Origin of the sequence: Streptomyces sp. NPDC047706 (assembly GCF_043204795.1) — a bacterium.
Classification (GTDB): domain Bacteria; phylum Actinomycetota; class Actinomycetes; order Streptomycetales; family Streptomycetaceae; genus Streptomyces.
This window is the reverse complement of the sequence record NZ_JBIDCW010000017.1, coordinates 66,188-82,242: the sequence shown is the minus strand read 5'-3', so window position 1 is coordinate 82,242 and position 16,055 is coordinate 66,188. Positions and strand designations below refer to the sequence as shown.

The 16,055-nt window shown below is 70.5% G+C and carries 14 protein-coding genes and 2 pseudogenes; 3 read left to right on the top strand and 13 right to left on the bottom strand.

Annotation, left to right across the window (positions count from 1 at the left end):
- Positions 1-43 precede the first annotated feature (43 nt).
- A complete protein-coding gene (locus ACGF8A_RS20940) occupies positions 44-448 on the top strand; it encodes a hypothetical protein (RefSeq protein ID WP_393110252.1) in 405 nt (134 codons plus the stop codon).
- Between the two features lie 57 nt (positions 449-505).
- On the opposite strand, the gene pssA is transcribed toward ACGF8A_RS20940, so the two are convergent.
- The 9 genes from pssA to ACGF8A_RS20895 form a co-directional block, all read right to left on the bottom strand.
- Positions 506-1,324, bottom strand: a complete 819-nt coding sequence (gene pssA / locus ACGF8A_RS20935; RefSeq protein WP_393110389.1) for a CDP-diacylglycerol--serine O-phosphatidyltransferase — start codon at positions 1,322-1,324, stop codon at positions 506-508.
- 22 nt (positions 1,325-1,346) lie between these two features.
- Complete coding sequence (locus ACGF8A_RS20930; protein ID WP_393110250.1) at positions 1,347-2,003, bottom strand: phosphatidylserine decarboxylase; 657 nt, start codon at positions 2,001-2,003, stop codon at positions 1,347-1,349.
- 171 nt (positions 2,004-2,174) lie between these two features.
- On the bottom strand, positions 2,175-3,380 hold the full coding sequence (locus ACGF8A_RS20925) for an acyl-CoA dehydrogenase family protein (RefSeq protein ID WP_393110248.1): 1,206 nt from the start codon (positions 3,378-3,380) through the stop codon (positions 2,175-2,177).
- A 2-nt stretch (positions 3,381-3,382) separates the two neighbouring features.
- Positions 3,383-3,901, bottom strand: coding sequence for a MaoC family dehydratase (locus ACGF8A_RS20920; RefSeq protein WP_393110246.1), 519 nt, complete (start codon positions 3,899-3,901; stop codon positions 3,383-3,385).
- Between the two features lie 5 nt (positions 3,902-3,906).
- Positions 3,907-4,866: an HpcH/HpaI aldolase/citrate lyase family protein gene (locus ACGF8A_RS20915; protein ID WP_393110244.1), complete on the bottom strand. Its 960-nt coding sequence runs from the start codon at positions 4,864-4,866 to the stop codon at positions 3,907-3,909.
- Positions 4,863-6,890: a protein meaA gene (locus ACGF8A_RS20910; protein ID WP_393110242.1), complete on the bottom strand. Its 2,028-nt coding sequence runs from the start codon at positions 6,888-6,890 to the stop codon at positions 4,863-4,865. Before ACGF8A_RS20910 ends, ACGF8A_RS20915 begins: the two co-directional genes overlap by 4 nt.
- Before the next feature lie 10 nt (positions 6,891-6,900).
- Positions 6,901-8,244: a crotonyl-CoA carboxylase/reductase gene (ccrA, locus tag ACGF8A_RS20905; protein ID WP_393110240.1), complete on the bottom strand. Its 1,344-nt coding sequence runs from the start codon at positions 8,242-8,244 to the stop codon at positions 6,901-6,903.
- Between the two features lie 411 nt (positions 8,245-8,655).
- Positions 8,656-9,465 carry a TetR family transcriptional regulator gene (locus ACGF8A_RS20900; protein WP_393110238.1) on the bottom strand — a complete coding sequence of 270 codons (810 nt, stop codon included), beginning with the start codon at positions 9,463-9,465 and terminating at the stop codon, positions 8,656-8,658.
- Positions 9,466-9,798: 333 nt separating this feature from the next.
- Complete coding sequence (locus ACGF8A_RS20895; RefSeq protein ID WP_393110236.1) at positions 9,799-11,604, bottom strand: 3-hydroxyacyl-CoA dehydrogenase family protein; 1,806 nt, start codon at positions 11,602-11,604, stop codon at positions 9,799-9,801.
- Positions 11,605-12,001: 397 nt separating this feature from the next.
- Between ACGF8A_RS20895 and ACGF8A_RS20890 the strand changes: the two genes are divergently transcribed.
- Positions 12,002-12,583, top strand: coding sequence for an adenylosuccinate lyase (locus ACGF8A_RS20890; RefSeq protein ID WP_393110234.1), 582 nt, complete (start codon positions 12,002-12,004; stop codon positions 12,581-12,583).
- A 25-nt stretch (positions 12,584-12,608) separates the two neighbouring features.
- Here the strand turns inward: ACGF8A_RS20890 and ACGF8A_RS20885 are convergent, their stop codons facing one another.
- From ACGF8A_RS20885 to ACGF8A_RS20870, 4 genes and pseudogenes are all read right to left on the bottom strand, one after another.
- Positions 12,609-13,139, bottom strand: coding sequence for a GNAT family N-acetyltransferase (locus tag ACGF8A_RS20885; protein ID WP_393110232.1), 531 nt, complete (start codon positions 13,137-13,139; stop codon positions 12,609-12,611).
- A 56-nt stretch (positions 13,140-13,195) separates the two neighbouring features.
- Positions 13,196-13,288, bottom strand: a pseudogene (locus ACGF8A_RS20880) (RidA family protein); the annotation flags it as partial.
- Between the two features lie 56 nt (positions 13,289-13,344).
- A complete protein-coding gene (locus ACGF8A_RS20875; protein ID WP_393110230.1) occupies positions 13,345-14,901 on the bottom strand; it encodes an alpha/beta hydrolase in 1,557 nt (518 codons plus the stop codon).
- Positions 14,902-15,131: 230 nt separating this feature from the next.
- A pseudogene (locus tag ACGF8A_RS20870) lies at positions 15,132-15,311 on the bottom strand (radical SAM protein); the annotation flags it as partial.
- A 180-nt stretch (positions 15,312-15,491) separates the two neighbouring features.
- Between ACGF8A_RS20870 and ACGF8A_RS20865 the strand changes: the two are divergent.
- Positions 15,492-15,935: an SRPBCC family protein gene (locus tag ACGF8A_RS20865; protein ID WP_393110228.1), complete on the top strand. Its 444-nt coding sequence runs from the start codon at positions 15,492-15,494 to the stop codon at positions 15,933-15,935.
- The last annotated feature ends 120 nt before the right edge of the window (positions 15,936-16,055 follow it).

Sequence of the window (16,055 nt, the reverse complement as noted above, 5' to 3'; positions counted from 1 at the left end):
CTGGCGGGTGGGCGTCCAGGGGCGACGCGATCACGGGCCGGGCATGCCGCCGACCGCGTCCAGCAGGGCCATGGTCCCGGGCTCCGCCGCCGGGTTCTCCCGCAGGCGGGCCCGCGGACGAGGTGCCGGGGATCACGGCGACCGCCGGGAGCGGTGCGGGAGCCAGGCCGAAGCCACCTGCTGCGGGGAGACACCCGGCCCGGCCGCCGCCGCGTCGGCCGGCGTCTGCGACCGGCGGGCCGCCACGACGTCCGGGCGCACCGCGGGCGCGTCAGCCTGCCGCGCCCTCCGCAGGTGGGCGACCTGGGCCCGCACCCTGACGGGCTCACGGTCGACGGCGCCGACGCGCATCCTGATCAGCCTGAGCCCCGAGCTGCTGGACATCCTCGCCGGCCTCGGCGCCCGGCACCGCGACCGGCCCGCCCGCGAGCCCACCCAGGAACAGTGAAGGGCCCCGAACCAGTCAGGTCCGGGGCCCTCACCCACGTCTCACCGTCCGCACCGCTTACGGCAGCTGCGCCGCCCGCGCCTCGCGCCGGTTGTCACGGAAGTTGTTCACCCGGCGGGCCGTGGCGAACAGCGGGATCACCGCGCCCATGACCAGCTGGAGCGCGCAGCCCGTCTGGAGCAGCAGCTGGCCGCTGGGGGCGCCGAAGGCCCAGGCCACCAGCAGGCCCATGCTCAGCACGATCCAGGCGAGCATCGCGCCGGCCAGGCGGCCCCGCGGCTTCGGGTACTCCACGCGGCTCACCATCAGCCACGCGGTGCCCAGGATCGCCAGCAGCGTCGCCGCGAAGGGCAGCTCCAGCAGCACGATGGCGACGACCGTCAGCGCGCCGAAGGGGCTCGGCATGCCCTGGAACATGCCGTTGGTCGGGGTCACACAGGAGAATCTGGCGAGCCTGAGCACCACGGCGAGCAGCACGACGATCGCGCCGACCGCCGCCACCCGCTGGTGCGCGTCGTCGGCGACCATGCCGTAGACCAGCACGAAGTATGCCGGGGCCAGGCCGAAGCTGATCAGGTCGGACAGGTTGTCCAGCTCGGCGCCCATGGGGGAGGAGCGCAGCTTGCGCGCGACCAGGCCGTCGAACAGGTCGAAGACAGCCGCGCAGAGCATCAGGATGACCGCCGTGGCCGCGCTGTGGCGGGCCATGCCCGTCTCCTGGCTGCCGGTGAGGTGCGGGATCAGGATGCCGGTGGTGGTGAAGTACACCGCCATGAAGCCGCACGTGGCGTTGCCGAGGGTGAGGGTGTCCGCTATCGAGAGGCGGAGAGAGAGCGGCATCTCCTCCTCGTCGTCGGCCTCCTCGGCCTCGGGCACCCAGCCGGCCTGGGTCTCCGGGTCAATCACGGTCAATTCGAGTCACCCCAGCCACGGTCTTCTGACCGACCTCGACCGCGACCTCCACGCCCTCCGGCAGATAGAGGTCCACACGTGAGCCGAAGCGGATCAGTCCGATCCGGTCGCCCTGCTCCACCTTCGTGCCCTCGGGCACGTAAGGCACGATACGCCGGGCCACGGCACCGGCGATCTGGATCATCTCGATGTCGCCGAGCTCGGTGTCGAAGTGCCACACGACCCGCTCGTTGTTCTCGCTCTCCTTGTTGAAGGCGGGAACGAAGCCACCCGGGACGTGCTCGACCGACGTCACGGTGCCGGCCAGGGGGGCGCGGTTGACGTGGACGTTGAGCGGGCTCATGAAGATCGCGACGCGGGTGCGCCCGTCCTTCCACGGCATGATGCTCTGCACCACACCGTCGGCCGGCGAGATGACCCGGCCCTGGGCGATCTCACGCTCGGGGTCGCGGAAGAACCACAGCATCCCCGCCGCGAGCGCGGTGGCGGGAACGGCGACGGCCTTCGCGGCACCGGAGCGGCGTGCGCGGGCCAGGCTGAGGGCTGCGGTGGCGACGGTCGGCAGAAGCCACGGCGATGCTCCGCGCGCGAGGCGTACGCCGACCAGGCTGTCGCGGTGTGCAGAGGTTTGGCTGTGGGGCATGGATGACCTTCGTAGCGGATGATGCCGCGCTTCTGACGGGGGACGGCGGCTTTCCGGCGATCGTAGCGGCTAAGCGCCACAACTGGGTAAGCCAGGAAGCCGAGTCGGCGGCCGAAGAGTGCCTACGGGGTGTGATCTTCTTCTCGAAGAAAACACCCCGCTTCCGGACAATCAGCCCTGGAACCGATACTCTTCGAGCAGCCTGCGCCCGATGATCATTTTCTGGATCTCGGCGGTACCTTCACCGATCAGCAGCATGGGGGCCTCACGGTAGAGGCGCTCGATCTCGTACTCCTTCGAGAAGCCGTAGCCGCCGTGGATCCGGAAGGCGTCCTCCACGACCTCCTTGCAGTACTCGGAGGCGAGGTACTTCGCCATCCCTGCCTCGAGGTCGTTGCGCTCCCCGGAGTCCTTCTTGCGCGCAGCGTTCACCATCATGGCATGCGCTGCCTCGACCTTGGTAGCCATCTCGGCGAGCTTGAACTGGATCGCCTGGTGCTGCGCGATCGGCTTGCCGAAGGTGTGGCGCTGCTGGGCGTACTGGACGCCGAGCTCGAACGCACGCTGAGCGACACCGCAGCCACGTGCGGCCACGTTGACGCGGCCGACCTCCACGCCGTCCATCATCTGGTAGAAGCCGCGCCCGGTGACCCCGCCGAGCACGCGATCCGCGGGAATCCGCAGGCCGTCCATGATGAGCTCGGTGGTGTCGACGCCCTTGTAGCCCATCTTGTCGATCTTGCCGGGGATGGTCAGGCCGGGACGGACCTCACCGAAGCCGGGCTCCTTCTCGACCAGGAAGGTGGTCATCGACTTGTGCGGGGCGGTGCCCTCGGGGTGACCTTCGTCACTTCGCACCAGCACGGCCACCAGGGACGAGGTACCCCCGTTGGTCAGCCACATCTTCTGACCGTTCAGGACGAATTCATCGCCGTCCCGGACCGCCTTGGACGTGATGGCCGACACGTCGGAGCCCAGACCCGGCTCGGACATCGAGAAGGCGCCACGGATCTCACCGGCCGCCATCCTCGGCAGGTAGTGGTCCTTCTGCTCCTGCGTACCGTGCTGCTTGAGCATGTACGCCACGATGAAGTGCGTGTTGATGATGCCGGAGACCGACATCCAGCCGCGGGCGATCTCCTCGACGCAGAGGGCGTACGTCAGCAGCGACTCGCCCAGACCCCCGTACTCCTCGGGGATCATCAGGCCGAACAGGCCCAACTCCTTGAGGCCGTCGACGATCGCCTGCGGGTACTCGTCGCGGTGCTCCAGCCCGGTGGCGACCGGGATGATCTCCTTGTCCACGAAGTCCCGGACCGTGGACAGGATCTCCTGCTGGACGTCGGTCAGACCGGCGGTCTGGGCGAGTCGCGCCATCGCTACTTCCCCTGTTCCTTTTCCTCGAGTTCGGGCCGGCCCGGCTGCTCGCCGCCGCGCTCCTTGATGTACGCCTCCGTGGGGACCATCACCTTGCGGCGGAACACGCAGACCAGCGTGCCGTCCTGCTTGTAGCCCCTGGTCTCCACGTGCACGATGCCGCGGTCGTTCTTCGACTTCGACGGCCACTTGTCCAGCACGGTCGTCTCGCCGTAGACGGTGTCGCCGTGGAAGGTCGGCGCCACGTGCCGGAGCGACTCGATCTCCAGGTTGGCGATCGCCTTGCCGGAGACGTCCGGGACGGACATGCCGAGCAGAAGGGAGTAGATGTAGTTGCCGACCACCACGTTCCTGCCGAAGTCCGTCGTCTTCTCGGCGTAGTTGGTGTCCATGTGGAGCGGGTGGTGGTTCATGGTGAGGAGGCAGAACAGGTGGTCGTCGTACTCGGTGACCGTCTTGCCCGGCCAGTGCTTGTACGTCGCGCCGACCTCGAACTCCTCGTAGGTGCGTCCGAACTGCATCGCGCTCATCCCTCCGGGATCTCGAACTTCGAGGTGCGCTCCATGCCGGCCGCGCGGCCCTTGCCGGAGATGACCAGTGCCATCTTGCGGCTGGCCTCGTCGATCATCTCGTCGCCGAGCATCGCGGAGCCCTTCCTGCCGCCCGCCTCGGACGTGTAGTAGTCGTACGCGTCCAGGATCAGCTCGGCGTGGTCGTAGTCCTCCTGCGAGGGCGAGAAGATCTCGTTGGACGCCTCGACCTGACCCGGGTGCAGCACCCACTTGCCGTCGAAGCCGAGCGCGGCGGCGCGCCGGGCCACCTCGCGGTAGCCGTCGATGTTGCGGATCTGGAGGTAGGGGCCGTCGATCGCCTGGAGGTCGTTGGCGCGGGCGGCCATCAGGATCTTCATCAGGATGTAGTGGTACGCGTCCGCCGGGTAGCCGGGCGGCTGCTCGCCCACGACGAGGGACTTCATGTTGATGGACGCCATGAAGTCGGCCGGGCCGAAGATGATCGTCTCGACCCGCGGCGAGGCCTGTGCGATCTCGTTGACGTTGTTCAGGCCCTGCGCGTTCTCGATCTGTGCCTCGATGCCGATCCGCCCGACCTCGAAGCCCATCGTCTTCTCGATCTGCGTCAGCAGCAGGTCGAGGGCGACGATCTGCTGGGCGTCCTGCACCTTGGGCAGCATGATGCAGTCGAGGTTGGGGCCGGCGCCCTCGACGACCGTCACGACGTCGCGGTACGTCCACTGCGTCGTCCAGTCGTTGACCCGTACGACCCTGGTCTTGCCCGTCCAGTCACCCTCGTTGAGGAACTTCACGATGGTGTGCCGCGCCTCGGGCTTGGCGAGCGGCGCGCAGGCGTCCTCCAGGTCGAGGAAGACCTGGTCGGCCGGGAGGCCCTGCGCCTTCTCCAGGAAGCGGGGGTTGCTTCCCGGGACCGCCAGACAGGAGCGGCGGGGGCGCAGACGGTTGACGGTCATGCGGGGACCTCCAGGGGGTCGAGCTTGTTCGCTTTGCGGATCTCGTCGACGATACGGCCGATGATCCCGGTGATGTCGAAGTCCTTCGGGGTGAAGACCGCGGCCACTCCGGCGGCCCTGAGCTGCTCGGCGTCGCCGTTCGGGATGATCCCGCCGGCGATCACCGGGATGTCGGGCGCCCCGGCCTCGCGCAGCCGCTCCAGCACGTCCGGGACCAGCTGGGCGTGCGAACCGGAGAGGATGGAGAGCCCGACCGCGTGCACGTCCTCCGCCAGGGCGGCGTCGACGATCTGTTCGGGCGTCAGCCGGATGCCCTGGTAGACCACCTCGAAGCCGGCGTCACGCGCGCGCACCGCGATCTGCTCGGCGCCGTTGGAGTGCCCGTCCAGGCCCGGCTTGCCGACCAGGAAGCGCAGCTTGCCCACACCGAGGTCCTGGGCCGTCAGGTTCACCTTGCGCCGCACCCCGGACAGGGCGCTGCCCTCCTCGGCGGGGACGGCCACCGGCGCCGACGAGACTCCCGTCGGGGCGCGGAACTCGCCGAACACCTCGCGCAGGGCCCCGGCCCACTCGCCGGTCGTCACCCCGGCGCGGGCGCACTCCAGGGTGGCCTCCATGAGGTTCCCGGTGCCCTTGGCGGCCTCCTTCAGCCGCTCCAGCGCCTTGCAGGGGCGGGGGTGGTTGAAGGGAGGCTGGTAACGGGTGTCGCGCCAGCGCCCCAGTGCCTCGACGACGCGTGCCTCGACTGCCGGGTCGACCGTCTGGATCGCGGTGTCCAGGTCGGCGGTCAGCGGGTTCGGCTCGGTCGTCTCGAAGATGTTGACGCCGATGATCTTCTCCTGGCCGGACTCGATCCGCCCCCGTCGCTCGGCGTGCGATGCGACCAGTTGCGACTTCAGGTAGCCCGACTCGACGGCGGCCATCGCGCCGCCCATCTCCTGGATGCGCTCCATCTCGGCGAGCGACTGGGCGACCAGCTCGCCCACCTTCGCCTCTATCACCTTCGAGCCCTCGAAGATGTCGTCGTACTCCAGCAGGTCGCTCTCGTGTGCGAGAACCTGCTGGATGCGCAGGGACCACTGCTGGTCCCAGGGGCGGGGCAGGCCCAGGGCCTCGTTCCAGGCGGGCAGCTGGACGGCCCGCGCGCGGGCGTCCTTGGAGAGCGTCACGGCCAGCATCTCCAGGACGATGCGCTGGACGTTGTTCTCCGGCTGCGCCTCGGTCAGGCCGAGGGAGTTGACCTGCACGCCGTAGCGGAACCGGCGCTGCTTGGGGTTCTCGATGCCGTACCGCTCGCGCGTGACCTGGTCCCAGATCCGCCCGAACGCCCGCATCTTGCACATCTCCTCGATGAAGCGGACGCCCGCGTTCACGAAGAAGGAGATGCGGGCCACGACGTCCCCGAACTTCTCCTGGGGAACCTGCCCTGAGTCGCGTACGGCATCGAGAACCGCGATCGCGGTGGACATCGCGTACGCGATCTCCTGGACCGGGGTGGCGCCCGCCTCCTGCAGGTGGTAGCTGCAGATGTTGATCGGGTTCCACTTCGGGATGTGGGAGACCGTGTACGCGATCATGTCCGTGGTCAGCCGGAGTGAGGGCCCCGGCGGGAACACGTGCGTCCCCCGCGAGAGGTATTCCTTGACGATGTCGTTCTGGGTCGTGCCCTGGAGCTTGGTGATGTCCGCACCCTGCTCCTCCGCGACGACCTGGTAGAGCGCCAGCAGCCACATGGCCGTGGCGTTGATGGTCATCGAGGTGTTCATCTGCTCCAGGGGGATGTCCTGGAACAGCCGGCGCATGTCACCGAGGTGCCCGATCGGCACGCCGACCCGGCCGACCTCGCCGCGGGCGAGGATGTGGTCGGAGTCGTAGCCGGTCTGCGTCGGCAGGTCGAACGCCACCGACAGCCCTGTCTGGCCCTTGGCGAGGTTGCGCCGGTACAACTCGTTGGACGCCTCGGCCGTGGAGTGACCGGCGTACGTGCGCATGAGCCACGGCCGGTCCTTCTGACGCTCAGTCATGCAGCGCTCCTCAGATGTTCCGGAAGCGGTTGATCGCGTCGACGTGCTGGGCGCGCTTCTCCTGGTCGCGCACGCCGAGACCCTCCTCGGGCGCCAGGCACAGCACGCCGACCTTGCCCTGGTGGGCGTTGCGGTGGACGTCGTGGGCGGCCTGGCCGGTCTCCTCCAGCGGGTAGACCTTGGACAGCGTCGGGTGGATCTTGCCCTTGGCGATCAGGCGGTTGGCCTCCCAGGCCTCGCGGTAGTTGGCGAAGTGGGAGCCGATGATCCGCTTCAGCGACATCCACAGGTAGCGGTTGTCGTACTCGTGCATGTAGCCCGATGTCGAGGCACAGGTGGTGATGGTGCCGCCCTTGCGGGTGACGAAGACGGAGGCACCGAAGGTCTCGCGGCCGGGGTGCTCGAAGACGATGTCGATGTCCTCGCCGCCGGTGAGTTCGCGGATGCGCTTGCCGAAACGCTTCCACTCCTTGGGATCCTGGGTCTGCTCGTCCTTCCAGAACTTGTAGCCCTCGGCGTTGCGGTCGATGATCGCCTCGGCGCCCATCGACCGGCAGATGTCCGCCTTCTGGTCGCTGGAGACGACACAGATCGGGGTCGCTCCGCCGGCCAGCGCGAACTGCGTGGCGTACGAGCCGAGTCCGCCGCTCGCGCCCCAGATCAGGACGTTGTCGCCCTGCTTCATGCCGGCGCCGTTGCGGGAGACCAGTTGCCGGTACGCGGTGGAGTTGACCAGGCCCGGGGCGGCGGCCTCCTCCCACGACAGGTGGGTGGGCTTGGGCATCAGCTGGTTGGACTTCACGAGCGCGATCTCGGCGAGGCCGCCGAAGTTGGTCTCGAAGCCCCAGATCCGCTGCTCGGGGTCGAGCATGGTGTCGTTGTGCCCGTCGGACGACTCCAGCTCGACGGACAGGCAGTGCGCGACGACCTCGTCACCGGGCTTCCAGGAGTTGACGCCCGGACCGGTGCGCAGGACGACGCCGGCCAGGTCGGAGCCGATGATGTGGTACGGCAGGTCATGGCGCTTGGCGAGCGGCGAGAGCCGCCCGTAGCGCTCCAGGAAGCCGAAGGTCGACAGCGGCTCGAAGATCGAGGTCCAGACCGAGTTGTAGTTCACCGAGGAGGCCATGACGGCCACCAGGGCCTCGCCCGGGCCGAGTTCCGGCACCGGGACCTCGTCCAGGTGGATCGACTTGCGGGGGTCCTTGTCGCGGGTCGCGAGGCCCGCGAACATCTCCGTCTCGTCCTTGTGCACGGTGATCGCGCGGTACGACTCGGGGAGCGGCAGAGCGGCGAAGTCGGCCGGCGTGGAGTCGGGCGACTGGATCGCGGCCAGGATGTCCTTCACGGTCACGGTGTTGCCTCCGGCGGTGAGCGCCTCTGAGGGAGGGGCGCTGAGGGTTACGTCGGTGCTGCTGAGGGATGAGGGTTGCCGTCGGTTCGGCGGACGGTGCTTGTTCGGCAGCGCTTTGTGGCGCGGGAGGTTGCCTGTGACGCAGGCGTCCGGGCGCGCAAGCCGTCGGTTTGCGGGGACAGCCGGCGTACGAAAGGTCGCTGCACGCCGGCCGCCCGGACAACATCAACGTATGGCACCCCGTGTCATCCGGCAAGGCACTGGGTGCCAGAAATCGTGCTCAGACGAAATCTTTACGTAACAAATGAGCGATGATCGATCGAACGGGGTTCCGGTAGGCGCCGAAAAGGGGCCCCGACATGCCAAAACGGCCACCCCGAAGGGTGGCCGTCGTCACAGCGGGCGAACCGCTCAGCGCTCCTTGAGCGCCTCCTCGATCGTCCGCATGACCTCGTCCAGGGGGGCGTCGGTGCGGGCGACCGTCACCAGTACCTCGCCATGCGCCGAGACCGCCGCGGGGGCCGGCTTCGGCGCCGCGGAGCGCCCGACCCCGATGCCCGCCCCGAACGTCCTGCGCACGATCGCGAAGGCGTGGTCCAGCTGCGCCTCCACCTCCCCCTGGCCGCCCGCGCGCAGCCAGCGCCGCAGGACGTGGTTGTGGGCGGTGACGACGGCGGACGCGGCGACCTCGGCCAGCAGCGGGTCGTCGTTGGCGTCGTCGTCGTGCGCGTGCTCGTCGAAGTGGCCCAGCAGATAGCGCGTGAAGAGGCGCTCGTAGCGGGCCACCGAGGCGATCTCCGCCTCGCGCAGGGTGGGCACCTCACGCGTGAGCTTGTAGCGGGCGACCGAGATCTCCGGCCGGGCCGCGTACATCTTCATGACTTCCTTGATCCCCCGGCACACCGTGTCGAGCGGGTGCTCGTGCGCGGGTGCCGCGTTGAGCACCGCCTCGGCCCGGATCAAGGTGTCGTCGTGGTCGGGGAAGATCGCCTCTTCCTTGGAGCGGAAGTGGCGGAAGAAGGTGCGGCGCGCGACCCCGGCCTGGGCCGCGATCTCGTCGACGGTGGTCGCCTCGTAGCCCTTGGTCGCGAACAGCTGCATCGCCGCGGCCGCCAGTTCCCGGCGCATTTTGAGCCGTTGGGCGGCGGCGCGACCGCCCGCGGTGCTCTCCGGAGCGTCGGGCGTGGCTGGTGTACGTGAGGACTTGGCGGGCTGGGACATGCCCTGAACGTACTGCATGTGCGCAGCTCGGTGCGCAGGTCCGGGGTTTCCCCCGCCGCCGGCGGGCGGGGGAGCGCCGGGCCGGGCGGCCGGGGGCGGGCTGCCGGGCTCCAGCAGCCCGCCCCATTCGCCGCCCGTCCTGAACCAGTCGCCGGGCCGGCCGGGCGGGCCCTCGTGGAGCGGGCCGGCGGAACGGCGCCGGGCACGCGCGCCTGCCGGCGCGCCCGCTCCGGCGCCCCCGGCCTCGGCGGCCGTGGGCCGGCTCCCCGCGACCGGGCCCGGCGTGGTCGCGCCGGGCCGCTCCTGCGGGCCGGACGGATCCACGGAACGCCCCTAGCGGCGGGCGTACTCGCGGAAGCCCCGGCCCGTCTTGCGGCCGAGGCAGCCCGCGGCGACCAGGTGCTCCAGCAGCGGCGCCGGGGCCAGTCCCGGGTCGCGGAACTCGCGGTGCAGCACCTTCTCGATGGCCAGCGACACATCCAGGCCGACCACGTCGAGCAGCTCGAAGGGGCCCATGGGGTAGCCGCCGCCCAGCCTCATCGCCGCGTCGATGTCGTCGAGGGACGCGTAGTGGTCCTGCACCATCTTGATCGCGTTGTTCAGGTACGGGAAGAGCAGGGCGTTGACGATGAACCCGGCACGGTCGCCGCAGTCGACGGCGTGCTTCCTGACCTTGGCGCAGACCTCGCGGACCGTGGCGTGGACGTCGTCGGCCGTCAGCACCGTGCGGACGACCTCGACCAGCTTCATCGCCGGCGCCGGGTTGAAGAAGTGCATGCCGATCACGTCCTGCGGACGCGAGGTGGCGCGGGCGCACGCGACGACCGGCAGCGACGAGGTGGTCGTCGCCAGGACCGCGCCCGGCTTGCAGACCTTGTCCAGCGCCGCGAACAGCTGCCGCTTGATCTCCAGGTCCTCGGCGACGGCCTCGACGGCCAGGTCGACGTCCGCGAAGGCGTCGTACGAGCCCGCCGGGGTGATCCGCTCCAGAGTCTGCGCAGCCGCCTGAGCGGTCAGCCGGCCCTTGTCGACGGAGCGGGCGAGGGACTTGCCGATGCGGGCCTTGGCCGTCTGCGCCTTCTCCTCGCTGCGGGCGGCGAGAACCACCTCGTAGCCCGCCTTCGCGAACACCTCGGCGATGCCGGACGCCATGGTGCCGGAGCCCGCGACACCGACCGAGCGGACCGCGCGGCCCGGCGTGAGGTTCCCGCCCTCCCGCGGTGTCAGCGCGTCCGGCACGACGGTGGCGCTGCCCGGGGACTCGTAGGTGTAGAAGCCGCGGCCCGCCTTGCGTCCCGTCAGGCCCGCCTCGCTGAGCTGCTTCAGGATCGGGGCGGGGGCGTGCAGCCGGTCACGGGACGCGGTGTACATGGCGTCCAGGACGGTCCGCGCGGTGTCGACGCCGATCAGGTCGAGCAGGGCGAGCGGCCCCATCGGCAGACCGCAGCCCAGCCGCATCGCGGCGTCGATGTCCTCGCGGGAGGCGTACCTCGCCTCGTACATCGCGGCGGCCTGGTTGAGGTACCCGAACAGCAGACCGTCGGCGACGAAACCGGGCCGGTCACCGACCGCCACGGGCTCCTTGCCGAGCTCGATCGCGAGGTCCGTGACCGCGGCCGTGGCCTGCGGTGCGGTGAGCACCGAGGAGACCACCTCGACGAGCTTCATCGCCGGGGCCGGGTTGAAGAAGTGCAGCCCCAGCACGCGCTCCGGGCGGGCCGACTCGGCGGCCAGGCGCGTCACGGACAGGGCGTTGGTGCCGGTCGCCAGGATCGTCTCCGGGCGCACCACGCCGTCCAGTTCGCGGAAGATCTGCTGCTTGATCTCGTACGACTCCGGAGCCACCTCGATCACCAGGTCGGCGCCGGCCGCCGCCCGCAGGTCGGTGGTGGTGCGGACACGGGCGAGGGCGTCGGCGCGCTCCTGCTCGGTCAGGCGCCCGCGCTCCACGGCGCGGGCGGTGGAGGACTCCAGGGCGGCGACGCAGCGCAGCGCCTGGGCCTCGCTGATGTCGATGCCGACGACGTCGCGGCCGGCCTTGGCCAGGACCTCGGCGATACCGGTGCCCATGGTGCCGAGGCCGACCACGGCAATGGTCTTGAGCGGGGACAGAGGGCTGTCGGACAGGGGAGTGGCCATCGCGGGACTCCTGGAGAATGAGGGTGACGACTGGGAACGCGCCGGGTGCGCCGGGGCGCACCGGGTGCGTGAGGAGTGCGGGTGGTTCCGGGCCGCAAGCGCACACGCCCGGCGCCGTCGCCGCGGACGTGCACACGCCCGGGGAACGGTGATGACCGACCGGCCCTGTCCCGTGGCCGAGTCGTACTGCGGTACCTGACGTACCGAACCGACGTCCCCCACCGCTCCGCGAGCGGGGGAGGGGTCCCCTCGCGGCGGCTGCGTCACCAGGCCGTCGCGAGCGGGGTGCGAGTGGGTAACTCGCTCGTATGAGCTTAACCCGTGGGTAACGAGCGCGCCAGTCCTCTGTCTTTGTGATGTAGGTCCCTCCCGCCGAGATCGTTTGTACGCTCGCGTCATGGACGAAGAGTTGCGCTCGCTCACGGAGCGTTTACGGCAGGAGTCCGCGGGTTCCGCGGAGTACGAGCGGCTGGCGGCCACCGGGGACCACGGCGAACTGGCCGAGGTGCTCACCGCTCCCGGCGTGCCGTTGTGGGCAAGGGAACTGGCCGCCTTCCGGCTGGGCCTCGCGGGCGACCGGCGGGCCTTCGAGTCCCTCGTGCTGCTCCTCAACCACCGCGATCCACCGCGCTGCGCGTCCGCCGCCCACGCCCTCGCCCGGCTCGGCGACCCGCGCACCGCCCGCGCCGCCGCCGCCCTCGCCACGAACGAACTGCGCGTCGCCTACGCCCTGTACCCCGTGCGCCTGCTCGTCGAGCTGCGCGCCCCCGAGTCGGCCCCCGCGCTGATCACCACGCTGCGGCGCCGGCTGCGCCCGCACGACCCCTACCGCCGTGTGGCCCTCGCCTGCGTGGAGGGGCTGGGTGCGCTGGGCGACACCCGGGCCAGGGCCGTGCTGCACGAGGCGCTGGCGCACCCGGCACTGGCGGAGGCGGCCGTGGCGGCACTGGCCCGCATTCCGGAGCAGCGCAAGGGGTGAGGGGAGCGGCCACGGCGGCACCCGGCTACCGCGGGCGGGGCAGCTCCCGTGCGTACCGCACCTCCGGCACCTCGACCCCCTCCACCTCGAAAGGCTCCTCCGCGCCGTCCGCGGTGAACCCCGCCCGCTCGTAGAAGCGGCGGGCGGAGATGTTGTCCCGCAGGACCCACAGCAACATCCGGGGGTGACCGGCGGCCCGGCAGCGTCGTACCGACTCCCCCAGCAGGGCCTGCCCGATGCCCTCGCCGTACCGCTCGGGGTGCACGTAGATCGCGTACAACTCGGCATCCGTGGTGCGCGCTTCGCCGCCCCGGTAGGGGCCGTGACAAGCCCAGCCGACGATCTCGCCCGCCCGCTCCGCGACCAGGTTCACCACCGTGCCGTCGCCCTGCCCGAAGCGGGCCCGGTGACGCGCGGCGTCCTGCGCGACGCTGAGCGCGTCGAGAAAGGACTGCGGCATCAGGCCCCGGTAGGCGCTCTGCCAGCCACGGACGCGGATCTCGGCCACCCGGTCGCAGTCGGCGAGCACCAGCTCGCGGATGTGCGGCCCGGTCACGCGGCGACCACCGCGAACGCGTCGATCTCCCTCAGGTGCCCGGGGCGGACCGGCCCGGCGCCGAGACGGCCGGTGCCGATGCCCCCGTGCGAGTACTGCGTGGCGGCTGCGACCCCGTCGGGAGCGGGGATCCTGGTCGGCTCACTCATGCGTCCATGGTGGACCATGGGCCCCGCAGCGCCCCGACGGGCCGTCACCTCACCGTTCAGCCGCGGAAGCCGAGCAGCCGGTGCAGGGTCGAGCCCCGCGACTGCCCCCCGGCCTTGGCGACCAGGGGCTTCGGGCCGGGCGGTGCCGCGCACTGCGCGTCGGCCTCACCGCGACCGCGCGGCACCGTTCCGTCGGTGAGGTAGGCCGCCAGGTGCTCGTCGAGGCAGGTGTTGCCGCTCAGTGTGATGCCGTGGTTGCCGCCGTTCTTCTCCACCACCAGGCTGGAGCCGCGCAGCAGACGGTGGACCGCCGCACCGCCCTGGTACGGCGTGGCCGCGTCGTGCGTCGCCTGGAACAGCAGGACCGGCGGCAGCTTGGTGTTGGCCACGTCCACCGGACGCAGGGAAGCCGTCGGCCAGAACGCGCACGGTGCGTTGTACCAGGCGTTGTTCCAGGTCATGAACGGCGCCTTCGCGTGCACCGCCCAGTTGTCCTTGCGCCACTGCCGCCAGTCACGCGGCCACCCCGCGTCCCGGCACTGGACCGCGGTGTAGACGCTGTAGCCGTTCTCCGCGGCGGCGTCGGCCGCGCCGAAGTCCTCGTACGCCTCGATGAGCGGGCCGGGGTCCTTCTCGCCCACGTACGCGGCGAACGCCTCGGCGAGGTAGGGCCAGTAGCCGTTGTAGTAGCCGCCGGGCAGGAACGTGTCCTCCAGCTCGGCCGCGCCCACCGTGCCACCGGCGGGCCGCTTGTCCAGAGCCGTGCGCATCGCGTACCACTTGGCCTCGACCTTCTCCGGATCGGTGCCCAGCCGGTAGGAGGCGTCGTGTTCGGCGACCCACGTCATGAAGGCCCGGTGGCGGTCGCCGAAGGCGCTGTCCTGCGCGAGGTTGTCGTCGTACCAGACACCCGTGGGGTCGACCACCGAGTCGAGGACCATGCGCCGTACCCGGTCCGGGTGGAGCTTGGCGTAGACCGCGCCGAGATACGTGCCGTACGAGTAGCCGAAGTAGTTGATCCGCGGTGCGCCCAGGGCGCGCCGGATCCGGTCCATGTCCCGCGCGGAGCTGAGCGTGTTCATGTGCGGCAGCTCGCGCGCGTACTTCGTGCCGCAGGCGTCGGCGAAGGACTTCGCGCGCGTCAGGCCCGCCTGCTCGACGGCCGTGGTGGCCGGCACGGAGGCGGCGCGCACGGGGTCGAAGTGGCCGGGAGCGCAGTTCAGCGCCGGCTTTCCGGCGCCGACGCCGCGTGGGTCGAAGCCGATGACGTCGTACTGGGCCGCCACCGCCCTGGGCAGTGCGGAGGCGACGAACCCGGCGAGTTTCAGCCCGCTGCCGCCGGGCCCGCCGGGATTGACCAGCAGCGGCCCCTGGAACGTCTTCGCGGTGTGCGGGACGCGGGACAGGGCGAGGGTGATCTTCCGCCCGCCGGGGTCCGCGTGGTCGAGCGGCACCTCCAGGGACGCGCACTGGAGCGTGGGGTAGTCGGCGGTGCCGCACTCCTTCCAGGTGGGCCCGGTGGCGTACGCGCCGCCGGCCCGGGCGGGGACGGCCGTGAACGTCCCGGCCACCACGACGGCGGCGCCGCACAGCGCGGCTGCGCGTTTCTTCATGGGGTCCTCCCAGGACGGAGGGTCGCGACCGCGCGTCCCGCGGTCCTCGCCGCATCGTCCCGGGGTGAGCACCTGTAAGAACGTGTTCCGTCGATTCTTGACCCGATCGGGCCGCGAGTTGCGCTCGAACGCTCTCAGATCAGCGAAAGCTGAGTCTGCTCGGGCATCGCCGACGAGGCCGGTTCCGGCTCCCGGATCCGGCGCCGCGTCCCCGCGCGCGTGGGGCCGATGAAGGGCATGCGGGAGGCCCCCGGCACCCGGTTGATGATCGAGCGGGCCCGCACCTCGTGGAAGGTGATGCCGGCGCACTCGGGGGCGTCGAAGGTACGGGTGGTCACCGCGTCCGCGCCGAACAGCGCGGCGTCGGCCGGGCGGTCGCCGGATTCCAGGGTGAGGTTCTCCCAGCGCATGGCGCCTCGTCGATAGCACCGCCCTCACAATAGAACGTCTGTTCCCATGATCGTGCGGGTGTCACCTCCGGTCGCGCTCCGATACCCGATCGATCACTTCCGTGCCCCCGATTTGGGCGGCCGGGGACCGGGGTGGTTGGCTTGCCCCGATCCCGAGAACCCAGGTGCTGGAGGAACTCCATGGCGCAGGTCGAGGCCACCACGGAACGCGTCGTCGCGGCGGACCCGGAGAAGGTGTTCGACACCCTCGCCGACTACAGCGGCACGCGCGCGAAGCTGCTGCCCGAGCACTTCAGCGAGTACGAGGTGCGCGAGGGCGGTGACGGTGAGGGCACCCTCGTCCACTGGAAGCTCCAGGCCACCAGCAAGCGCGTCCGGGACTGCCTCCTGGAGGTCACCGAGCCGACCGACGGCGAACTGGTCGAGAAGGACCGCAACTCCTCCATGGTCACCACCTGGCGGGTCACCCCCGCGGGCGAGGGCAGGTCCCGAGTCGTCGTGGTCACCGTCTGGCAGGGTGCGGGCGGCATCGGCGGCTTCTTCGAGAAGACGTTCGCACCCAAGGGTCTCGCCCGGATCTACGACGCGATGCTCGACAAGCTCGCCGCCGAAGTGGAGAAGTAGCCCAAGAGGCCGGTCCGCAAAGGCCGTTGGCCCCTCACCGGTTCGGGTGGATCTCAGGTCCCGCCGGCATGAATCCGTAACTCGCCGCGCTTGTTGTTGGTTGTCGCTTTTACGCGGGAA